The sequence below is a fragment of the Pseudomonas sp. PMCC200344 genome (assembly GCF_030053095.1).
Classification (GTDB): Bacteria; Pseudomonadota; Gammaproteobacteria; order Pseudomonadales; family Pseudomonadaceae; genus Aquipseudomonas; species Aquipseudomonas svalbardensis.
The window spans coordinates 210450-230636 of the sequence record NZ_CP125618.1 but is presented as its reverse complement, the minus strand read 5'-3'; the positions used below and the strand labels follow the sequence as shown (position 1 = coordinate 230636).

Annotated in this window: 20 protein-coding genes; 4 read left to right on the top strand and 16 right to left on the bottom strand. The window is 58.5% G+C overall.

Going from position 1 to position 20187, the window contains the following annotated elements; all coding sequences use genetic code 11:
* Nucleotides 1-226: 226 nt before the first annotated feature.
* From QFW87_RS01040 to QFW87_RS01025, 4 genes are all read right to left on the bottom strand, one after another.
* On the bottom strand, nt 227-1009 hold the full coding sequence (locus tag QFW87_RS01040) for a MetQ/NlpA family ABC transporter substrate-binding protein (RefSeq protein ID WP_046052269.1): 783 nt from the start codon (nt 1007-1009) through the stop codon (nt 227-229).
* 254 nt (nt 1010-1263) lie between these two features.
* Nucleotides 1264-2193, bottom strand: a complete 930-nt coding sequence (locus QFW87_RS01035; protein ID WP_283189606.1) for a sigma 54-interacting transcriptional regulator — start codon at nt 2191-2193, stop codon at nt 1264-1266.
* A 73-nt stretch (nt 2194-2266) separates the two neighbouring features.
* The gene (locus QFW87_RS01030; RefSeq protein WP_283182476.1) at nt 2267-2848 is read right to left on the bottom strand and encodes an alpha/beta hydrolase; all 582 of its coding nucleotides are present in this window, start codon (nt 2846-2848) and stop codon (nt 2267-2269) included.
* Nucleotides 2849-3231: 383 nt separating this feature from the next.
* Nucleotides 3232-4305, bottom strand: a complete 1074-nt coding sequence (locus QFW87_RS01025; protein ID WP_283189605.1) for a fatty acid desaturase — start codon at nt 4303-4305, stop codon at nt 3232-3234.
* Between the two features lie 100 nt (nt 4306-4405).
* Between QFW87_RS01025 and QFW87_RS01020 the strand changes: the two genes are divergently transcribed.
* Entirely contained in the window at nt 4406-5410 is a 1005-nt protein-coding gene (locus tag QFW87_RS01020) for an AraC family transcriptional regulator (RefSeq protein ID WP_283182474.1), read from the top strand.
* Here QFW87_RS01020 and QFW87_RS01015 read toward each other — a convergent pair whose 3' ends face one another.
* The 4 genes from QFW87_RS01015 to QFW87_RS01000 all read right to left on the bottom strand — a co-directional run bounded on the left by QFW87_RS01015 (nt 5411) and on the right by QFW87_RS01000 (nt 8148).
* On the bottom strand, nt 5411-6643 hold the full coding sequence (locus QFW87_RS01015; protein WP_283182473.1) for a type II toxin-antitoxin system HipA family toxin: 1233 nt from the start codon (nt 6641-6643) through the stop codon (nt 5411-5413).
* Entirely contained in the window at nt 6636-6884 is a 249-nt protein-coding gene (locus QFW87_RS01010) for a helix-turn-helix transcriptional regulator (RefSeq protein WP_283182472.1), read from the bottom strand. Before QFW87_RS01010 ends, QFW87_RS01015 begins: the two co-directional genes overlap by 8 nt.
* 110 nt (nt 6885-6994) lie before the next feature.
* Complete coding sequence (locus tag QFW87_RS01005) at nt 6995-7360, bottom strand: response regulator (protein WP_283189604.1); 366 nt, start codon at nt 7358-7360, stop codon at nt 6995-6997.
* A 101-nt stretch (nt 7361-7461) separates the two neighbouring features.
* Nucleotides 7462-8148 carry a Crp/Fnr family transcriptional regulator gene (locus tag QFW87_RS01000; RefSeq protein ID WP_283189603.1) on the bottom strand — a complete coding sequence of 229 codons (687 nt, stop codon included), beginning with the start codon at nt 8146-8148 and terminating at the stop codon, nt 7462-7464.
* 84 nt (nt 8149-8232) lie between these two features.
* Between QFW87_RS01000 and QFW87_RS00995 the strand changes: the two genes are divergently transcribed.
* A complete protein-coding gene (locus QFW87_RS00995; protein ID WP_283189602.1) occupies nt 8233-8757 on the top strand; it encodes an Mpo1-like protein in 525 nt (174 codons plus the stop codon).
* Between the two features lie 105 nt (nt 8758-8862).
* Here QFW87_RS00995 and QFW87_RS00990 read toward each other — a convergent pair whose 3' ends face one another.
* From QFW87_RS00990 to dibA, 6 genes are all read right to left on the bottom strand, one after another.
* A complete protein-coding gene (locus tag QFW87_RS00990; protein WP_046047288.1) occupies nt 8863-9852 on the bottom strand; it encodes a sulfate ABC transporter ATP-binding protein in 990 nt (329 codons plus the stop codon).
* Between the two features lie 3 nt (nt 9853-9855).
* Nucleotides 9856-10728: a sulfate ABC transporter permease subunit CysW gene (gene cysW, locus QFW87_RS00985; RefSeq protein ID WP_129439493.1), complete on the bottom strand. Its 873-nt coding sequence runs from the start codon at nt 10726-10728 to the stop codon at nt 9856-9858.
* A 12-nt stretch (nt 10729-10740) separates the two neighbouring features.
* Entirely contained in the window at nt 10741-11559 is an 819-nt protein-coding gene (gene cysT / locus QFW87_RS00980; protein ID WP_283182468.1) for a sulfate ABC transporter permease subunit CysT, read from the bottom strand.
* 70 nt (nt 11560-11629) lie between these two features.
* Nucleotides 11630-12643 carry a sulfate ABC transporter substrate-binding protein gene (locus tag QFW87_RS00975; protein WP_283182467.1) on the bottom strand — a complete coding sequence of 338 codons (1014 nt, stop codon included), beginning with the start codon at nt 12641-12643 and terminating at the stop codon, nt 11630-11632.
* Nucleotides 12644-12714: 71 nt separating this feature from the next.
* On the bottom strand, nt 12715-12897 hold the full coding sequence (oscA, locus tag QFW87_RS00970) for a sulfur starvation response protein OscA (RefSeq protein ID WP_007945260.1): 183 nt from the start codon (nt 12895-12897) through the stop codon (nt 12715-12717).
* A 155-nt stretch (nt 12898-13052) separates the two neighbouring features.
* On the bottom strand, nt 13053-14978 hold the full coding sequence (dibA, locus tag QFW87_RS00965) for a phosphodiesterase DibA (RefSeq protein WP_283189601.1): 1926 nt from the start codon (nt 14976-14978) through the stop codon (nt 13053-13055).
* Nucleotides 14979-15125: 147 nt separating this feature from the next.
* Between dibA and desA the strand changes: the two genes are divergently transcribed.
* A complete protein-coding gene (gene desA / locus QFW87_RS00960; protein ID WP_283189600.1) occupies nt 15126-16310 on the top strand; it encodes a delta-9 fatty acid desaturase DesA in 1185 nt (394 codons plus the stop codon).
* Between the two features lie 230 nt (nt 16311-16540).
* Entirely contained in the window at nt 16541-17530 is a 990-nt protein-coding gene (locus QFW87_RS00955) for a sensor domain-containing diguanylate cyclase (RefSeq protein ID WP_283189599.1), read from the top strand.
* A gap of 10 nt (nt 17531-17540) precedes the next feature.
* Here QFW87_RS00955 and QFW87_RS00950 read toward each other — a convergent pair whose 3' ends face one another.
* Nucleotides 17541-18755, bottom strand: a complete 1215-nt coding sequence (locus QFW87_RS00950; protein ID WP_283189598.1) for a response regulator — start codon at nt 18753-18755, stop codon at nt 17541-17543.
* A gap of 148 nt (nt 18756-18903) precedes the next feature.
* Nucleotides 18904-20181 carry a 4-aminobutyrate--2-oxoglutarate transaminase gene (gene gabT / locus QFW87_RS00945; protein ID WP_033058568.1) on the bottom strand — a complete coding sequence of 426 codons (1278 nt, stop codon included), beginning with the start codon at nt 20179-20181 and terminating at the stop codon, nt 18904-18906.
* Nucleotides 20182-20187 lie beyond the last annotated feature (6 nt).

Genomic DNA, 20187 nt, shown 5'->3' with positions numbered 1-20187 from the left:
GCCAGACTCCCCGGCCGAACCATCACAAGGAAGAGAAAATGGCTGACGTAAAAGTGCCACAGCGGCTGGATCCGCAGGACATCGTGAAGTTGTTGATGGCGTTGCGCAGGGCGTTGAAGGCCAGGGTGGCCTGAACCTTAAAGCAAAAGATCCTGGCGCAATAAAAAAACGCCGACGCTCTATCAGCCGTCGGCGTTTGAAACCTTGAAGGGGTTTACCTCGCGAATCAGAACGCCGGCAATACCGCGCCGCTGTACTTCTTGGCGATGAATGCTTTCACTTCAGGACTGGTCAAGGCCTTGGCCAGTTTCTGGATGGCAACGCTGTCCTTGTTGTCCGGACGAGCCACCAGGAAGTTCACGTAAGGCGAATCTGCACCTTCGATCACCAGCGCGTCTTTAGCCGGGTTCAGACCTGCTTCCAGCGCGTAGTTGGTGTTGATCATGTCCAGGTCGACCTGGTCCAGAACACGCGGCAGCATGGCCGACTCCAGTTCCTTGAACTTGAAGTTGTGCGGGTTCTTGGCGATGTCTTTCGGGGTGGCCAAGGCGTTTTTCGGGTCTTTCAACTCGATCAGGCCAGCCTTCTGCAGCAGGATCAGGGCGCGGCCGCTGTTGCTGCCTTCGTTGGGGATAGCGATGGTTGCGCCGTCTTTCAGCTCAGCCAGGGTTTTGACTTTCTTCGAGTAGCCGCCGAACGGTTCGACGTGTACGCCGATCACGGTCACCAGGTTGGTGCCTTTGCCTTCGTTGAAGCTTTTCAGGTACGGCAGGGTCTGGAAGTAGTTGGCGTCCAGACGCTTCTGGTCGACCTGTACGTTCGGCTGAACGTAGTCGGTGAAGACTTTGATTTCCAGGTCCACGCCTTCTTTGGCGAGGGTGGGTTTGATCAGTTCCAGAATCTCGGCGTGTGGAACCGGGGTCGCCGCAACCACCAGTTTCTCGCCAGCCTGGGCCAGGCCCGCGGTCAGGGCAGCCGCCAATGCGGTGAACAACAGAACCTTTTTCATGCAGTGTCCTTATCGAAAATCGCGGTCGTGATCGACGACGGCTTGTTTAGTACGAGTGCCAGTGAAGTGCTATCGCTGGCGTGACGCGGACAATACCGGGATTTTTTATTCCCGAACAATATCTTTTATTCACTTTCATATTCCATTTTGTTCATACAGCTCTAGTTCGCGGGTTACCTGTAGGAGCGAGGCTTGCCCGCGAAAACGTCCTTCCTGACACACCGCATTGCCTGCTTCGCGAGCAAGCTTCGCTCCTACAGAAGCGCGGTGTTTTTGAGGAGTTGTTTCAAAGATTCTTTCTCTGCGGTGGAACCGCTGCCGAGAATTTGCTTCAGTTGCCGCTCGATCTGTACCAGTGAGGTGGGCGCCTCGGGCAGATTCAAATGCTCCGGCAAAATCTCATCGCCGGTGCTGACCAACAATGCAAAGTGAATGACGTTCTCCAGCTCCCGAGTGTTGCCCGGCCAACTGTGTTGCTCTAACAAATGCTGCGCGGCTTCGCTGATCAGCGGCACCGGCAGGTCCAGACGCTGGCTATAGATGCCGAGGAAATACTCAGACAGCGACAGAATATCGCCCACCCGTTCACGCAAGGCCGGCAGTTCGAGCTGGCCTTCGCTGAGGTAGTGGTAGAGCCGCTCATGGAATTTTCCGGCGGCCACCGCTTGGGCCAGGTCGATGCTGGTAGCGGCGACCAGACGCACGTCCACCGGGCTTGGTTGGTGAGCGCCGACACGCGTGACTTCGTGGTTTTCCAGCGCCGCGAGCAATTTGATCTGGATCGGCAGCGGCAGGTCGCCGATTTCATCCAGATAAAGCGTCCCGCCGTTGGCAGAACCGAACCAGCCAGCGCGACTGCTGGCCGATCCGCTGTAACTGCCAGCGGCATAACCGAACAATTCCGCATCGGCGTAAGTCGGACTGATCGCGCCACAATTGACCGACACGAACAACCCGCCGCGATCACTCGCGCGATGGATGTGCCGCGCGAGCAACTCCTTGCCGGTGCCGGTTTCGCCACGGATCAACACCGAGATCGAGCGCGGTGCCAATAGCTCCAGCTCCTGGCGAAGCTGACGGGAACGCGGATCGACAAACACCAGCGCCTTGGCGCGAATGCTCAGGGGACTTTTTTCTGCGTCGGGGAAGGTCAGCAGCGGCTGACCAAAGGCTTCAAAACTCATGGCAGACTCCCGCCCTAAACCGCCGGGAGACGGGGGGCGTTGTTTTAAAAAACAAAAGCAAAAAAGAAAAGGTTCAAGCGCGGCGCAGGGCGTGGTGTTCCATTCGGTTTTGCAGGCGATAGAGATAAGCAAAACCCTGCTCCCAGCGTTGGTGACCAGACTTCACGTTGATGTGTCCGGCACCCGACAATATCCCCGCCTCGGCGCCCCAGTGACGTGCCAGTTCCAATGCACGCGAAGTGCTCACGGCGCTGTCGTTGTCGGAGCTGACAACCTGACTCGGGAACGGCAGCAGGTGGGTCGGAATCGGTGCGAAATTGCGCAGGGCCGGTGCGCAGGCCGCACGCTCGACGTCCGCCGGGGCGACCAGCAAGGCGCCGCGAACCTGACGCAAAAACTGCACGGGCGCGGTGGCCGCCCAATGCGCGACAGTGATGCAACCCAGGCTATGGGCGATCAGGATCACCGGCGTGCTGTCGGCGGCAATCGCCTCAGCCAGTGCCGCGACCCAGTCTTCACGACGCGGCGTCAGCCAGTCGGCCTGCTCCACCCGCGCGCTGTTCGGCAGGCTGTTCTGCCAATGGCTTTGCCAATGATCTTCTGGCGATCCTTGCCAACCCGGCACAATCAGGTAGCGAATTGATTCGTTGCGCATGGGGGAACTCTCCTGCTGCGTGTCTGTTCCTGAGCAAGTATAGGGAGGAGAGTTATATTCGGTAAGGAATAAGAAGCTATTTATTAAGACCTATATAGAATATGCAGCAGTTTTGAATAGACAAAAAAAGGGACCGCACCCTGCCAAGGAGACGGCCCCGGAAACTCAAAATCTGTTAGCGCGATCAACATCACTGGATACGATGATTGGCTGAAACGGTTATCTAATAAAGGAATATTTAATTACTTTGTTAGATTAAAAACACATATACCAATCACACCACAGTGACCGCTGAGCACCACTGCTCGCGTCATAACGTAGCGACCTTTTGGGTCAGATTGATGACGGGCGCCTTTGCCGTTTTGAGTTTCCGAGAACATCGATCAAGCCTGAGCGGCACGAACCTCCTGCGCCTCTGTTGTTTCCTTGCGCACAAATCGATTCGCCCGCCCAAACGTCCCGAAATCATTGAACCGCACGCCCATCTCGCGCATCACTTTATGCGCCACCGGCACGGTCATCTGACGGATGTAAAACGGTTCCTTCACCACAAAATGATGAATCCCGTGAGTGCTGCCGAAGTTGAAGCAGAACGCTTGCAACGGCCACATCCACCACGGGTTCAGCACCTGGGTCTGCTGGATTACATTGCCCGGCTCCACGTCACCGTAGTAGTGCATGTTCGAGCTGACGAAATGCAGGCAAAAGGTACGCAACACGTTCGGGCCGATGATCACCACGGCAGCGATATCGATGACCTGCATCACCGACAAAGTAGTTGCCGACCATTCGATAGGCGTACCCAGCAGATGAGCGATGCCGTTCGCCGCGTGAAAGCCGAGAAACATGTACCAAGCCCCCCAATGCACCAGCGCGAGTGGTGCGTATACCCTCAGGGTGCGCTTGATGATGCTGATCTTGTGAGCCCAGGTCTTGGCCCGCAGCATACGGATGAACGCTGACATCACGTTGTCGCCGACCATCAACAGCCGCGCGAAACCCCAGGGTTCGCCGTTGGTGATGGCGCGCTCTTCCAGGTCGGCTTGCGCGCCGGAGACTTTGTGGTGATTGAGGTGCAGATGCCGGCGAATCCACGGATTGATCGTGCTCGGCCGCGCCAGCCACACCAGTACCATCATCAGGTTGTGCGGTACGAGCTGTTTGCGGAAGTACATGCTATGAATCAGGTCGTGTTCCAGCTCGTGAGTCAGCGAGGCAAAAAATGCGTTGAGCAACAGGCATGCCCACCACGCCATGTGCCCGGTCATGTAGAGCGTTGCCGAGCCAATCATGCCGACCAGCGCGAAGGCCAGAATGCCCGCGCCCAGGGCGTCCTGATGGTTGAGAATCGGGTAGCGCTGACGCAGTTCGACCCCCTTGGCCAGCACCACTTGGCGAATATGCGCTGATCGCTGAGCTGCATTCAGTCGCTGGGGACTTGCAGAAGTACCGTGCATGCTTCCATCCTCTGGTTATTGATGTTCGCATCCTGCCTTGTGAACCCTCGCAAAGCGGTAGCCGTGAACGCCAACCTGTTGACCGGAAGCGCCAATCAGCATGACTGAACCGACCTCCCTCGCCAGCTGGACCCGCGCCCTGCGCAAGCAACTCGATGCGCTGGGCCTCGACAGCACCGCCCTGTGCCAACAGGCGGGGCTCGACCCGCAACTGATGGACGACCCGAACGCCCGTTACCCGTTGTCCGGCACCACGCGCCTGTGGGAAATCGCGGTACAGGTCAGCGGTGATCCGGCGATTGGTTTGCGGGTATCGCGCTTCGTCAGCCCCACCACGTTTCACGCGCTCGGTTATGCGCTGGTGGCCAGTGGTAGTCTGCGAGAAGTGTTCGAGCGCATCGTGCGTTATCACCAGGTGGTCAGCGATGCCCTGGATCTGGAACTGACTCGCGCCGAGGACCGCTACCGCTTCCGCCTGAAGATCCCGCCAGGCAATCCGGCCCCGGCCTTCGAAGCCATCGACGCCTTCACGGCGATTTACGTACGCACCTGCCGCAATCGCCTGGGCCGCGATTACGCCCCGCTGGCGGTGTACCTGCGCCGCCCGGAGCCGGCGGACCCGCATCAATGGCACAAAGTCTTCCGCTCACCGGTGTATTTCGCCGCCGATGAAGACCGACTGGAATTCGCCGTCGTGGACTTCGACAGCCACCTGGACGACGCCAACCCGGAACTGGCCGAGCACAACGAAGCCGTGCTCAAACGCACCCTCGCCCAACTCAAACCCCTGACCTGGGAACGCAAGGTTCGCGACGCCATTGAGGAGCAATTGCCGGAAGGTGAGCCCAGCGCCGAACACATCGCCCAGGCCTTGCACCTGAGTTTGCGCAGCCTGCAACGGCATCTGGCGGACGAGGGTTACCGGTTCGATACGCTGCTCAACGAGAGTCGCGAGAACCTGGCGCTGCTGCATCTGCGCGATCCGCAATGCTCATTGAGCGAGATCAGCTATCTGCTGGGATTTGCGGACACGAGCAGCTTCAGCCGCGCCTTCAAGCGCTGGACCGGGATGACACCGGGGCAATTTCGGGATGGGTTGCGGTGATCAGCTTTTGACCAAGCTGCGTACTACACCTGATTTCCACTGCTCGATCATCGCTTCGCCAACCATGGCAAAGGCGCCATTTTCCCTGATGTAATCAACCATTTCCGCCTTCGCGACCTCCATTCCATGAGCGACTTGCTGCAGCAGTTCATTGCACCGTCCCTCGGTCAGGTTGCAAGCCGACCGACCAAAACGCATCAGCATTTTGTATTTGGGCCACGCCTTTGATCCGCCTAACAGCAACGCCATACTGTCTGCCTTGATGTAGACCGAAGTCGTGACGATGTCATAGGCCGGAGCCAGTCTGATTTGCGCATCAGCCCCGCAATGTTCGTACAGCACACCGAAGTTCTTGAGGTGAGCATCGCCATTCTTCAGAGCGGATGACAACGCCACTATTGTGAAAAAAGACTCAAGGGCGTCGTTGAGCAACGGCGGGGAGACAAACTCCTTGATCTGCCTCACGGCGCCTTCGTACGAACCATCGTACTTGGCCTTCGAAGGCCAGGCATTGAGCACGCAGAAATCCTCAAAGCCCAGATAACCTCTTTCATTCAGATCGAAACGTTCGACGACCAGAAATTTACCGTGATCGCTCAGTTCGAAAACCGGCACTTCAAGACCCGAATGCAGCGCAGCCCTCATGCAGAAGTATTCGTTGGCAGCGAGTTCAGGGTATTCCTCAGGCCGAAACGATTTGACCAGATGCGTTGCCCCTCGATGGGTCAATCGGTCGACAGTTGTCGCACTGTCACGGATAAGCACCTTCGGCTGCACACCGGAAACGCCCGAATATTGGCCATAGGTGTGCAGCAGATCTTCGAACAAACCTTGCGCACCGTCATAAACCAGCAGATCTGCAAGGCTGGTTTCTGGAAGCCGGTCACTCACCTCTTGCGCGTTTGCAATCCCCACTCGCCCAAGCTGGTGCGGGCCGACGATCGCCAGCATCGCGAAGTCGTCAAACCCTCGAATCGCTTTGCTGAAGCGACGAGTCAACTCATCGCGCAGAGAACCTTCCGGTAGATTCATTTCAAAAACCGGCGGGACACCTCGCTCCCACGTGTAGCTCTCGAGGCGAGCGGGCATGGTCAATGAGACGGCATTTTCTTCTAGCGCGCCTTCGGCGTAGGCAAACACTGAATCAATGCGCGACTGACCACGGCCGAGGGTTCCGACCGTTGTGCCGGAAACACTGATGTGCAGCCTGTCCTTTTCCTGCTGCTCACCCATGGAAGTTGACCTTTTTGAGGGTCTCCAGTGTAGGACGCGTCGACCGCCGCGGCACGGCCGTCAGTTCGTACCCGAAGCCATTGAGGATCGCTTCAACCTTGCGCAGGCCAATTTCGGAAATGGTGTTGTTCTCGATACCCGAAATCGTGGAACGGCTCATGCCGTACTGCTTTGCCAGGTCTTGTTGAGACATCTTTCGCTCTTTGCGCAGCAACCTGATCAATTCGCCGAGGTATTCCATCCCACCCACCTGCATCATATACAGTGCATATTTACTGAAATAACCTATTTGCATTGTATTTAATGCATAACAAAGTCGAAGTCTAGCTCATAGATTGATCGGACCCGGTCTCAGCGCCCCTGATCCCGCCGCAACAACTTGCGCACTCGCTTCACCAGTTCACTCACGGCAAACGGCTTGAGCAGGTAATCATCCTCATGCAACTCGAGATCGCGCAGGCGATCCTCAATGCCGTCCTTGGTGGTCAGGAACAGCACCGGCGTCTCGCCGAGTTTGCGGATCTGCTGCAGCAACTGCCATCCATTGAGCCCGGGCAGCATCACGTCGAGGATGATCAGCTCGTATTTGCCGGACTCGATAAAGCGCCGGCCGTCCATTCCGTTGACCGCCACATCCACCGAATAGCTCGCTTCGTTCAGGCCGTTGGCCAGGAGCTTGGCGACTTCAGGTTCGTCTTCCACTAACAGGACACGCATGGCACACCTCGATTATTCAGGGGTATAGGCTAGGCGCCTTCGGCCCGGTTGCCCATCACTAACTTCAGCACATTCCCCCTGTGGGAGTTAGGGGTTGGGCGTTAGATTGTGGCCAGCGCCCACAACCGCTCGGCATCGAGGATTTCGATTTCGCCATAGCCCAGGCCAATAACCCCCTGCCCCTGCAAGTCCTTGAGAATCTGGTTGGTGGTCTGGCGCGACAGCGACAGCATCGACGCCAGTTGCTCCTGGGGCAGTTGCAGGACCCGGCGCGGTGGATCGATTTCGCCATAGCCCTCGGCAATCATCAGCAGGCGATGGGCCAGGCGCGCCGGGGCTGGCATCAGGCTCAGCTGTTCAAGGTTGATGAAGGTCAGGCGCAGTTTGTGGCTCATCAGCAGCGCCAGTTGCCGCCAATGCAGCGGTTGATCGTCAAGCAGCTTTAACAACACCGTTTGCGGGATGTGCAGCAGGACGCATTGATCGGCACCGTACGCATCGTGGGTGCGCGGCTGACCATCAAACAGACAGATTTCGCCGAACCAGTGGGGCGACTCCACCAGGCTCAACAGCGCCTCCTTGCCCTGCTCGCTCACTGCGCCGATCCGCACCGAACCTTCGAGCACCGCGTACAGCCCGCACGGTGGATCGCCGCGCTTGAACAGCCGCTGGCCTGGCGACAACCGCCGCACCCTGGCGGCGGCCAGCAGACTATCCTGTAAGGAAACAGGTAAATGGCTGAACCACTGGCCGCTCATCAGGCGTGGACGCCAGACCTGCATATCCATGAAAACTCCTAGAGATTGTCGCCTGCCTGACAGAGCGAAATGTGGACCCGGGGCATGATCCATCACCCAACAGGAGGAATAACAATGAAAAGCCTCGTCGACCATCTCAGTCAATACGCTGCCTACCACCGTGACCCGCGCAATATTGCCAGCCACTTTATCGGTATTCCGCTGATCGTTGTCGCCGTTGCGGTGCTGCTGTCACGGCCCGAGTGGCCGCTGGCCGGGGTTTGGGTGTCACCGGCAGTGCTTTTGGCGCTGGCTTCGGCGTGGTTTTATCTGCGACTGGAGTTTCGGCTGGGCGTGCTGATGACCGTGTTGCTGGGTCTTTGTGTTTGGCTGGGTCATGTGCTCGCGCAGCAAAGCACGCTGGTCTGGCTGGCGAGCGGCATCGGGATGTTTGTGGTGGGTTGGGCGATTCAGTTTGTCGGTCATCACTACGAAGGACGCAAACCGGCGTTTGTCGATGATGTGACGGGGTTGATTGTCGGGCCGTTGTTTGTGGTGGTTGAGTTGGCGTTTTTGCTGGGGTTGCGACATGACCTCAAAAAGCAGATCGAGGCGCGGGTGGGCGGTGTGCGGCTCAATCCGAATCGCGCTGCTGCGTAGATCGCTTTCGCGAGCAAGCCCGCTCCCACACTGGCTCTATGGTGTACACATATCCAATGTGGGAACGGGCTTGCTCCGGGCGGCGTTCCGACGAAGCTTTTGATCTTAGATGTTGGCGAGCTTCTGCCAGACCTTCGGCTTGAAGAACAGCGTCTCGCCCTTCGCCAACCCGATCAGGCTGTCGTGATCTTTCACCACTTCAGCTTCGATCAATTCGCTCTGGCCTTCGACCTTCAACGTCACCCGTGTCGTCGCGCCCAACGGACGAATATCCCGCACCTCGGCCGCGTGGTGATCTTCCAGCTCATGACGCGACAGCGACACTTCGTGCGGACGGAACAGCACATGGTTGTCTTCACCCAGATGCAACCGGTTCGAGTCACCCAGGAAGTGATAAACGAAATCGCTGGCCGGGTTTTCGTAGACGTCGCCCGGTGAGCCGATCTGCTCGATCACGCCCTTGTTCATCACCACGATGCGGTCGGCGACTTCCATCGCTTCTTCCTGGTCGTGCGTCACGAACACCGAGGTCAGGTTGATGTCTTCGTGCAGGCGTGCGAGCCAGCGACGCAGTTCTTTACGGACCTTGGCGTCGAGGGCGCCGAAGGGTTCGTCGAGCAGCAGGACTTTCGGTTCAACCGCCAAGGCACGAGCCAAGGCAATACGTTGACGCTGACCGCCAGAGAGTTGTTCCGGGTAGCGATCCGACAGCCAATCCAGTTGCACCATGTTCAGTAGCTCGTGGACTTTCACCGCGATCTGGCTTTCGCTCGGGCGCTGGTTTTTCGGCTTCATGCGCAGACCGAACGCGACGTTGTCGAACACGGTCATGTGGCGGAACAGCGCGTAGTGCTGGAACACGAAACCGACGTTGCGATCACGCACATCATGGCCGGAGACGTCTTCACCGTGGAACACGATGTTTCCCTTATCCGGGGTTTCCAGACCGGCGATGATCCGCAGCAGGGTGGTCTTGCCGCAGCCAGACGGGCCAAGCAGCGCCACGAGTTCGCCGCTTTGAATGTCCAGGCTGATGTTGTCCAGCGCCTTGAACGCGTGAAAATTCTTGCTGACGTTACGCACTTCGATCGACATGACTTATTCCTCCGCGGCGCTGGCGCGCAGGCGGTTAATACGGTTTTCGCTCCACTGCTTTAGCAGCAGGATGAAGAGCGCCAGGATCAGCAACAGGCTCGCCACGGCGAACGCGGCCACGTGGTTGTATTCGTTGTAGAGGATCTCGACGTGCAGCGGCAGGGTGTTGGTCACCCCGCGAATGTGCCCGGAAACCACCGACACCGCACCGAACTCACCCATGGCCCGCGCCGTACACAGCACCACGCCGTAGATCAGACCCCATTTGATGTTGGGAACGGTGACGTGCCAGAACATCTGCCAGCCATTGGCCCCGAGCAAGCGCGCGGCCTCTTCTTCCTGCGTGCCTTGTTCCTGCATCAGCGGGATCAGCTCGCGCGCCACGAACGGCACGGTGACGAAGATCGTCGCCAGCACGATGCCCGGCAACGCGAAGACGATCTGGATGTCATGGTCCTGCAACCACGGACCAAACAGGCCCTGAGCACCGAACATCAGCACGTAGACCAGACCGGCGATTACCGGCGACACCGAAAACGGCAAGTCGATCAGAGTGACCAGCATACTTTTGCCACGGAACGAGTACTTGCTCACGCACCATGCAGCGCTGACACCGAACACCAGGTTCAGCGGCACTGAAATCAGCACGGCAATCACCGTGAGTTTCAGAGCCGACAAAGCGTCGGGCTCAAAGATCGCGGTGAAGAACGCACCGAGGCCATTTTTCAGGCCCTGGGACACCACGATGAACAGCGGTAAAAACAGAAACAACGCAAAAATCAGCCAGCCAAGGCTGATCAGGATTCGCCGCGAAGTGGCACTGCCACGGCGGGCAGCGTTGGCCGAGGAAGCGGCGCTAATAGACGATTGGGACACTTTCGCGCCTCCTTATGGGGTTTCGATGCGTCGTTGCAGCAAGTTGATCAGCAGCAACAGGACGAAGGAAACCACCAGCATCAGTACACCAATGGACGTGGCGCCGGTGTAATCGTACTGGTCGAGTTTGACCATGATCAGCAGCGGCAGGATCTCGGTTTTCATCGGCATGTTGCCGGCAATGAAAATCACCGAACCGTACTCGCCGACTCCGCGGGCAAAGGCCAACGCGAAACCGGTCAGCCAGGCTGGCAGCAGCGCGGGCACCAGAATATGGCGGAAAACCTGCAAGGGTTTCGCACCAAGGCACGCGGCTGCTTCTTCAACTTCACGTGGGATATCGGCCAGTACTGGCTGTACTGTACGTACCACGAATGGAAGTGTAACGAACGTCAGTGCGAGCGTGATGCCGAGGGGGGTATACGCGATCTTGAAACCCAGGTCCGCCGCGAATTGACCGACCAAACCGTTAGGAGCGTACAGCGCGGTGAGTGCGATACCGGCCACGGCAGTGGGCAGCGCGAACGGCAGGTCGATCATCGCATCGATGATCTTGCGACCCGGGAACGTGTAGCGCACCAGCACCCAAGCCAGCAGCGTGCCGATGATGCCGTTGATGATCGCGGCATAGAACGCGGTGCCGAAGCTGAGCTTCAACGCCGCCAGCACCCGTGGTGCCGAGATGATCGCCCAGAACTGATCCCAGGTGAGTTGGGCGGCATGCACGAACATCGCCGCCAGTGGAATGAGCACAATCAGGCTGAGGTACACCAAGGTGTAGCCCAGCGTCAGCCCGAAGCCGGGTATGACGGGGGAGATACGACGCGACATAAAAGTCCTTGGTTGAGAACGCGCAAAGCCTCGAATCGGAATTCGAGGCTCGTTTATGGCTTATTTCAGGTTATTGCGCCTGATAAATCTGGTCGAACACGCCACCGTCGTTGAAGAATTTCGGTTGAGCGGTTTTCCAGCCGCCGAAGTCCTTGTCGATGGTCACCAGGTCCAGTGTCGGGAACTGTTTGGCGTACTTGGCGGCAATATCCTTGTCACGTGGACGATAGAAGTTTTTTGCCGCGATTTCCTGGCCGGCCGGGCTGTACAGGTGCTTGAGGTACGCTTCGGCGATCTCGGTGTTGCCCTTTTTCTCGGCGTTCTTGTCGACCACGGCTACCGGAGGTTCGGCGAGGATCGACAGCGAAGGCACGACAATGTCGAACTTGTCAGCGCCACCGTCTTCTTTCAGGGCCAGGAAGGCTTCGTTTTCCCAGGCCAGCAACACGTCGCCCTGACCGTTGTTGACGAAGGTGATTGTCGAACCGCGAGCACCGGTGTCCAACACAGGAACGTGTTTGAACAGGGTTTGCACGTATTCCTTGGCTTTCGCTTCGTCACCGCCATTGGCTTTCAGGCCATAGGCCCACGCCGCGAGGAAGTTCCAGCGTGCGCCGCCGGAGGTTTTCGGGTTCGGGGTGATGACTTCCACGCCGTTTTTGGTCAGGTCGCCCCAGTCCTTGATGCCTTTAGGGTTGCCCTTGCGCACCAGGAACACGATGGTCGAGGTGTAAGGCGTGCTCGCTTCCGGCAGACGCTTCTGCCAATCCGCTGGCAGGGTCTTGCCGAGTTTGGCGATTTCGTCGATGTCACCGGCCAGGGCCAAGGTCACCACGTCGGCACGCAGACCGTCGATCACTGCCCGGCCCTGCTTGCCTGATCCACCGTGGGACTGCTGGATTTTCACGCTGTCGCCGGCGTGGTCTTTCTGCCAGAACTTGACGAATTCGGCGTTGTAGTCCTGATACAGCTCGCGAGTCGGGTCGTACGACACGTTGAGCAGTTCGTAATCCTTGGCAACCGCGGAACCCGCAAAAAGGGCACTGGCCAGGGCGGCCAAAGCGAAATGACGAATCGACGACATGGTGAAAGCTCCTGGAATTCTGATTGTGTTGGCTTTTTCTTATGGTGTGCTGGAATCGGGTTGCCGGTTTTCTAACTCGGTTTGTTGCTTGGATTCTGCAACCGGAATTTCTCTTTGCGTTCGATCTGGACCACCTGGGCGTTGTGCACGGTGATTTCCACTGCGCCAAAACGCAGATCGCGCAGGGCGCTCTGGATCTCACGCAAAATGGTTGCTTCGTCCTGGCCGTCAACGCTACGCAGGGATGCGCTCATGGTGCTGCTCCTTCAACTAGAGGTTGCCTGGCAGTGGCGAGACTGCTTGCGGCGTGAGAGCAATAGTAGTGACGTGCGGATATTCTTAAAAAGACTATTTAAGAATGTTTATATAACCAGAATGCTGAGCATTTCCACGCTCTGCGTGGGAACGATCAGTGCTGGAGAATCTGTGGAACACGATCCCACTCCAGCTGCCCGGCCGGCACCGGCCGCCCAAACCAGTAGCCCTGCCCCAGATCGCAGCCGTGTTCGAGCAGGAAACCCGCCTGCTCGACCTGCTCGATCCCCTCGGCATGAACCTGCATCTCCATGCTCTGGGCCAGCGCAATGATCACCCGCACAATCGCCGCGTCATCTTCATCCCACGGCAACCCGGCAACGAAGCCCTGATCGATCTTGAGTTTCTGTACCGGCATCCGTTTGAGGCGCAGCAACGACGAATGGCCTGTACCGAAGTCATCGATGGCCAGCCGAACTCCTAATTCACGCAACCTGTGCATCTGCTCCAGCCCGACTTCCGGGTCATCCATCACAGCACTCTCAGTGACTTCCAGCTCCAGACAGGCAGGATCCAGCCCGGTTTCGTGCAGCACCTTCGCCACCTGCCCAAACAGCTCACGGCGGGCAAACAATCGAGAAGAAACATTCACCGCGACAAACGACAACACCACCCCGGCCTGCTGCCACTGGCACATCTGCTCACACGCCTGGCGCATAACCCAGGCATCAATTTCGGCGATCAGACCGGTGCGCTCGGCAATGGGAATGAATTCTGCCGGCGACACCAACCCTCGCCGTGGATGCTCCCAGCGCACCAATGCCTCGACGCCGATCAGGCGGCTGGTCTTGAGGTCGTGAACCGGCTGGTAATAAACCCGCAACTCCTGCTGCTCCAGCGCACGGCGCAATTCGAATGCCGTCTCGACCCGTTGCTGGGCATGGACGGTCAATTCTTCGGTATAGAGGGCGTAGCCGTTACGGCCAGCACTCTTGGCCTTGAACAGCGCCGAGTCGGAATTGCGCAACAGCTGCTCGGAGCTCAAGGCGTCGTCGGGGAATAGGCTGATGCCGACGCTGATATTGACGAACAACTGATGCCCGTCGATCTGGAACGGCTCTTTAAGGCCATCGATGATCTGCTGAGCCAGCGCCGCCGCGTACACCATTTGCGGACAGCTTTCAGCCAGCACGGCGAACTCGTCACCGCCAAGGCGCGCCAGCGTGATTCCCGGACCGACCATCGCATTCAAACGCTCGGCAACGCCCTTGAGCAACTGGTCCCCCACGCTATGCCCTAGGCTGTCGTTGATCATCTTGAAGTGATCAAGATCGATCATCAGTAACGCGCAGCCGCGCTTGTGAATCTGCGCTGCAGCCAGGGCCTGCTCGGTGCGGTCGGTGAACAGCAAGCGGTTGGGGAGGTCGGTCAGCGGATCGTAGTGAGCCAGATGCGTCAGTTCATGTTCGGAGTTCTTGATTGCGCTAATGTCGGAAAACACTGCCACGTAATGGCTGCGCCGCCCCCTCTCGTCGTCAATGACGCGGATGGTCTGCCACTGCGGGTAGATCTCGCCGCTTTTGCGGCGGTTCCAGATTTCCCCACTCCACTCGCCCATGCTGTTGAGTGTCGCGAACATCGCCTGGTAGAAAGCCGGCGGATGATGACCAGACTTGAACAGACTGGGGCGCTGGCCGAGCACCTCCTCGCTCTGATAGCCGGTGATTGCCATGAAGGCCCGGTTTACATGGACGATCAACCCTTTGTTGTCGGTGACCAGCACCCCTTCACGCGTGCAATCGAACACCGCGGCCGCCTGACGCAAACGCTCGTGGTCTTCATTGCGCTCACGCAATTTTGCGCCGATCCCCAGGCAACGGAACAATCGCGCCCGAGCTAGGAAAATCAACCCGGTGCTGAACACAACCCAGGCATAACCGTTGATCAGTTGCCAGCGCATTAGCGCTGCAGAACTATCGAAGAAACTGTTCAATAAATGGCCACTGAACTGCAGCCAAGCTACGGAAACCAGAAGGTAAAGCAGTGCTGCGCGCAAAGCATCGCGATAGGTAGCAGACATTCGGCTGTCCATGTCCCTTCAAAAAGGATGGGATTATAGTTTAAAGACACATCCAGCCACTCTTATCTGAAAGGGCGACTGGTTTTATCTGTGAGCTTAGTGATAATGCAACGGCTGTTTTTTTCTTTATCGAGGGCCCAATAGCCTATGTGGTACGAAGGTTTTCTCGGCTTGTCGCCCTGGTCACTGGTGGCAGTCACCCTGCTGATGACCCACGTGACGATTATTGGCGTCACGGTCTATCTGCATCGTTATTCAGCCCATCGCTCGCTTGAGCTCAATGCCGGCCTGAAACATTTCTTCCGCTTCTGGCTGTGGCTGACCACAGCACAGAACACTCGTGAGTGGACCGCTATCCACCGCAAGCACCACGCCAAATGCGAAACCGTCGATGACCCGCACAGCCCGGTCATAAAGGGCCTGTCCACGGTTCTGCGCAAAGGCGCCGAGCTGTACCGTGCCGAGGCGGAAAACCCCGAGACCCTGCGCATCTACGGCAAGAACTGCCCCGAAGACTGGATCGAACGCAACCTGTACAGCCGTTTTCCGCTGCTGGGCGTGGCGATCATGGGCATCATCGACCTGCTGCTGTTCGGCACCATCGGCATCACCATCTGGGCGATCCAGATGATGTGGATCCCGGTGTGGGCTGCCGGCGTGGTCAATGGGCTTGGCCATGCTATCGGCTACCGCAACTTCGAATGCCGCGATGCGGCGACCAATCTGGTGCCCTGGGGCATCCTGATCGGCGGCGAAGAACTGCATAACAACCATCACACCTACCCTAATTCGGCAAAACTGTCGGTGAAGAAGTGGGAATTCGATCTCGGCTGGGCCTGGATCCAGGTCTTCAGCTTCCTGCGTCTGGCCAAGGTTCAGCGGGTTGCGCCAATCGCTCACCGGGTCGAAGGCAAAGGCAACCTGGACATGGACACCGCCATGGCGATCCTCAACAACCGCTTCCAGATCATGGCCCAGTACCGCAAATTGGTGATCGCACCGCTGGTCAAACAAGAGCTGGAAAAGGTCGATCACTCGGTCCGTCACCAGTTCCACCGTGCCAAGCGCCTGCTCTCGCGGGAAACCAGCCTGCTGGATGACAAACACCACATTCGCATCCAGACCATGCTCGAGCACAGTCAGGCGCTGAAGGTAATTTACGAGAAACGCCTGGCCTTGCAGCAGATCTGGGTCAAGACCAGCTCAAATGGTCACGACATGCTGGCCGCCATCAAGGATTGGGTACACGAAGCCGAAGCCAGCGGGATTCAATCCCTGCGCGACTTCGCCGATCAATTGAAAACCTACTCCCTGCGCCCCGCCGCTGTCTGACGCCGTTGATCGGTGCGCCCCGTTCGTGGGCGCACCCTTCGGAACTTAGCTCCAAATCCCCTATCTCAAAGACACTTCGCCATCCAGGCGGGCAGGGACCTGTTATCAATTATTTCCTCCAACCACAGCGTGACGTGCCTGCTTGTGGCACCGGAAAAAATTGATAAAAGGCCCGCGTATTGGCCGCTTTCGAACCTCGAGCGGCACACGCCCTTTGAGATTTTGTGTCGATGGTCAATAAAAGCCTACAAGACTCATCCCTCCCGCAGTGGCCCGAGGCCGCGCAAACCTTGCTGGCGCTGATGCATGCACAAGGCGAAGTGGCGCGCCTGAGCGAACGCGAGCAGCTGTTCAGCGCTCTGCTGGTGAGCGTCAACGCGGTGCTTTGGGCCTTCGACTGGGAATCCCGTCGGGTGCTGTATGTCAGCCCCGCGTATGAACGGATTTTCGGCCGCTCCGCAGGCTTGTTGCTGTCCGACTACAACCAATGGCGCGACAGCATTTACCCCGACGATCTGGACTATGCCGAACGCAGCCTGGCCGAAGTACTGGTCAAAGGCGCCGATGAAGACCGCGAATACCGAATCATTGCCGCCGACGGCCAGGTCCGCTGGCTCAGTGACAAGTGCTTCATCAACCGTCAAGCCGAACCGGGGCAACCGGTGATCATCGTCGGCATTGCCGAAGACATTACTGACAAGAAGCAGATGGAAACCGAGCTGCAACGCTTGGCCACCACCGACGTGCTGACCCAGAGCAGCAACCGCCGACACTTCTTCGACTGCGCCCACCGTGAATTCGAACAGGCACGGCACCAAGGCACACCACTGGCATTCCTGCTGCTGGACATCGATGACTTCAAAGTGATCAACGATTCCTACGGCCACCAGGAAGGCGACAACGTGCTGCAACGAATCGCCGAGAGCGGTCGCGCGACGTTGCGTCGAGGTGATGTGTTCGGGCGAGTTGGCGGTGAGGAATTCGCAGCAGTGTTTCCCGGCTGTGCGCCAGACATGGCCATGCAAGTGGCTGAGCGCCTGCAACGGGAGATTCAGCGATTGAGTTTCAGCCATGGCGACCAGACCTTCGGCATTACCGTCAGCCAGGGCCTGACCAGCCTCACCGCCGAGGACGAAAGCGTCGACAGCTTGTTTGCCCGCGCGGATGCGGCAATGTACAAAGCCAAACGCCAGGGCAAGAACCGCATCATCTCCGGCTAGGTTTTTGGATCTATTTCTTGCGCAAACGCATCAATTCCGGCAACCCGATCTTGAGCAACCGCGCCGTCCGGCTCTTCGCCAGGTCCTCAATGCCCTCATGCTCGGTCAGCCGCGCCAGTTGCGCAGCCATGTTCATCACCAGCGCTTCGCGGGAGTAAACCCCGCCACCGAGCTGGTAGACCGCCGCAATCAGCTCTCGCAGCTCCAGCGGCAGGCGCCAGCGAGTGCGAAGCGCTGAACCATAAGCCGCGCCGAATTCGGCCAGCGCCTCGCCAACCTCCTCCCATTCATCCAGCTCACCACCGGCCTGCTTCCATTCCTGCAAACACCGCAACAGCGCCAGGTCACCGAGGCGATGCAGCATACCGGCGCAATAACAGCGCTCTTGATCCAGATCCAGCAAGCGCGCCAGGGTCCGGCCATACTCGGCGGTGCGCAGCGACAACTCCCAATAGCGCTCGGCATAGTCGGCCAGAAGCGGATCGCTGAGGCGGGCACTGCGCTTGAGGGCCAGCCCCAGAATCAGGTTCATGCTTTGCCCGGTGCCGAGGCGATGCAGCGCCTGGGACAGGGTTTGTACGGCGGCGCCATGGTGCTGGGCCGCGCTGTTGGCGGCAGCAATCAGCACAGCGGTGACTTGCGGATCGGTACGGATCTCGTCATGCAGCAGTGTCAGATCGAGGCCATTGGGATTGAGGCTGCGTTTGACCGCCAACTGTACGTCGGTCATCAGTGGTGCACCGTCGGCCAGCTCACGTCGACGCTCCAGGTAAACCGCCAACGTCGTGCCTGGCGACAGCGAAGGCGTTTCGCAAGACAGCTCTTCACCGGCGTTCAGCAGCAAGTCCTGCAGGCGGTGGGTCAGGCTTTCCATGTTCAGGGGTTTGGTCAGGTACGCCGCAGGCGCCAGGGGCAAGACTTCGCGCACACTGGCGCTGTCGTTGCGGCTGCTCATCAGAATGAACGGCAGTGGTGGATTACGTTTGCGTTGACGGACATTGCGCAAGACATTCAAACCATCGACGCCGGGCAACTCCCAGTCGACGATCACCAGGTCGTAAGGATTTTCCGCCAAGAGGTGCAGCGCTTCCTGACCATCGGCACACAGATCCAGCCGTGCGTCGCAGCGCACATTCAACAACACCTGCTTGAGCAGGTCGCGGGACCAGGGGTCGGCCTCGGCAATCAGCACACGCGGAGCAGCGGGTAACACCACAGCAGTCATTTACACACTCCAAAGTAGTGCTTGCACCTTAGTCAATGCTGGCCATTCGATACAGCGCATTTGCCATCGATGGGTTCCAGGGACACAAAAAAACCCGCCGAAGCGGGTTTTTTGTCGATCAGTTCACAAATCGGTCAGAGCTTGGAGATCACAGCTCGGAGAAGCACTCTTCGATGATCGCCAGACCTTTGTCCAGTTGCTCGTCCGGCGAAGTCAGCGGTACCAGAACGCGCAGAACGTTGCCGTAAGTGCCACAGGACAGCAGGATCAGCCCCTTGTCGCGAGCCTTGGCCACAACGGCGGCTACCGCTGGAGCGTTCGGCTTGTGGCTGTCGCCGTCGACGAACAGCTCAACCGCGATCATCGCACCCAGGGCACGGACTTCGCCGATCACCGGGTACTTGGCCTGAATGGCTTTCAAGCCAGTGACCAGACGCTCGCCGACAGCTTTGCAGCGGTCCAGCAGGTGCTCTTCTTCGAACACTTCCATCACGGCCAGAGCCGCGGCGCAAGCGATTGGGCTACCAGCGTAAGTGCCGCCCAGGCCGCCTGGAGCAATGGCGTCCATGTATTCGGCCTTTCCGCAAACACCGGCCAACGGGAAGCCGCCAGCGATGGATTTGGCGAAGGTGGTCAGGTCGGCAGCAACGCCCATCTGTTCCATGGCGAAGAAAGTGCCGGTACGACCAGCGCCGGTTTGTACTTCGTCAGCGATCAGCAGGATGCCGTGCTGGTCGCACAACGCGCGCAGACGCTTCATGAACTCTTTAGGCGCGACGTAGAAACCGCCTTCGCCCTGAACCGGCTCGATGATGATTGCAGCGATGTCACGCGGCTCGGCGTCGTTCTTGAAGATGCGCTCGATGCTGGCGATCGAATCGTCGATGCTCACACCGTGCAGTTCGTTCGGGTACAGCGCGCGGAAGATGCCGCCTGGCATCAGGCCCATGCCGGCCGAGTAAGGCACGACTTTACCGGTCAGGCCCAGGGTCATCATGGTGCGGCCGTGGTAAGCGCCGGTGAACGCGATCACGCCGGCACGGCCAGTGGCGGCACGTGCGATCTTGATGGAGTTTTCCACGGCTTCGGAGCCGGTGGTCACCAGCAGGGTTTTCTTGGCGAAATCACCCGGCACCTTGGCGTTGATTTTTTCGCACACTTCTACGTACGGTTCGTAAGCCAGCACCTGGAAGCACGTGTGGGTCAGCTTGTTCAGCTGCTCGGTCACGGCGGCGATGATTTTCGGGTGCACGTGCCCGGTGTTCAGCACGGCGATACCGCCGGCGAAGTCGATGAACTCGCGACCTTCAACGTCGGTCACGGTGGCGTTCTTCGCGGACTCGGCGAAGATCGGGTGAATCTGGCCAACACCGCGTGGTACAGCGGCTTCGCGGCGTTTCATCAGGGATGCGTTAGTCTTGCTCATAAAGTC

Excerpts from the sequence above, each read along its gene's own strand:
- cysT (WP_283182468.1), bottom strand. The coding sequence starts at position 11,559 with ATGTCGCGTCGTATCTCCCCCGTCATACCCGGCTTCGGGCTGACGCTG.
- dibA (WP_283189601.1), bottom strand. The coding sequence starts at position 14,978 with ATGTCTGCTACCTATCGCGATGCTTTGCGCGCAGCACTGCTTTACCTT.
- QFW87_RS01005 (WP_283189604.1), bottom strand. The coding sequence starts at position 7,360 with ATGCGTGTCCTGTTAGTGGAAGACGAACCTGAAGTCGCCAAGCTCCTG.
- QFW87_RS01030 (WP_283182476.1), bottom strand. The coding sequence starts at position 2,848 with ATGCGCAACGAATCAATTCGCTACCTGATTGTGCCGGGTTGGCAAGGA.
- QFW87_RS01035 (WP_283189606.1), bottom strand. The coding sequence starts at position 2,193 with ATGAGTTTTGAAGCCTTTGGTCAGCCGCTGCTGACCTTCCCCGACGCA.
- QFW87_RS01010 (WP_283182472.1), bottom strand. The coding sequence starts at position 6,884 with ATGGAATACCTCGGCGAATTGATCAGGTTGCTGCGCAAAGAGCGAAAG.
- QFW87_RS00990 (WP_046047288.1), bottom strand. The coding sequence starts at position 9,852 with ATGTCGATCGAAGTGCGTAACGTCAGCAAGAATTTTCACGCGTTCAAG.
- QFW87_RS01040 (WP_046052269.1), bottom strand. The coding sequence starts at position 1,009 with ATGAAAAAGGTTCTGTTGTTCACCGCATTGGCGGCTGCCCTGACCGCG.
- QFW87_RS01025 (WP_283189605.1), bottom strand. The coding sequence starts at position 4,305 with ATGCACGGTACTTCTGCAAGTCCCCAGCGACTGAATGCAGCTCAGCGA.
- QFW87_RS01020 (WP_283182474.1), top strand. The coding sequence starts at position 4,406 with ATGACTGAACCGACCTCCCTCGCCAGCTGGACCCGCGCCCTGCGCAAG.
- QFW87_RS01015 (WP_283182473.1), bottom strand. The coding sequence starts at position 6,643 with ATGGGTGAGCAGCAGGAAAAGGACAGGCTGCACATCAGTGTTTCCGGC.
- QFW87_RS00950 (WP_283189598.1), bottom strand. The coding sequence starts at position 18,755 with ATGACTGCTGTGGTGTTACCCGCTGCTCCGCGTGTGCTGATTGCCGAG.
- oscA (WP_007945260.1), bottom strand. The coding sequence starts at position 12,897 with ATGAGCGCATCCCTGCGTAGCGTTGACGGCCAGGACGAAGCAACCATT.
- desA (WP_283189600.1), top strand. The coding sequence starts at position 15,126 with ATGTGGTACGAAGGTTTTCTCGGCTTGTCGCCCTGGTCACTGGTGGCA.
- QFW87_RS00955 (WP_283189599.1), top strand. The coding sequence starts at position 16,541 with ATGGTCAATAAAAGCCTACAAGACTCATCCCTCCCGCAGTGGCCCGAG.
- QFW87_RS01000 (WP_283189603.1), bottom strand. The coding sequence starts at position 8,148 with ATGGATATGCAGGTCTGGCGTCCACGCCTGATGAGCGGCCAGTGGTTC.
- QFW87_RS00995 (WP_283189602.1), top strand. The coding sequence starts at position 8,233 with ATGAAAAGCCTCGTCGACCATCTCAGTCAATACGCTGCCTACCACCGT.
- QFW87_RS00975 (WP_283182467.1), bottom strand. The coding sequence starts at position 12,643 with ATGTCGTCGATTCGTCATTTCGCTTTGGCCGCCCTGGCCAGTGCCCTT.
- gabT (WP_033058568.1), bottom strand. The coding sequence starts at position 20,181 with ATGAGCAAGACTAACGCATCCCTGATGAAACGCCGCGAAGCCGCTGTA.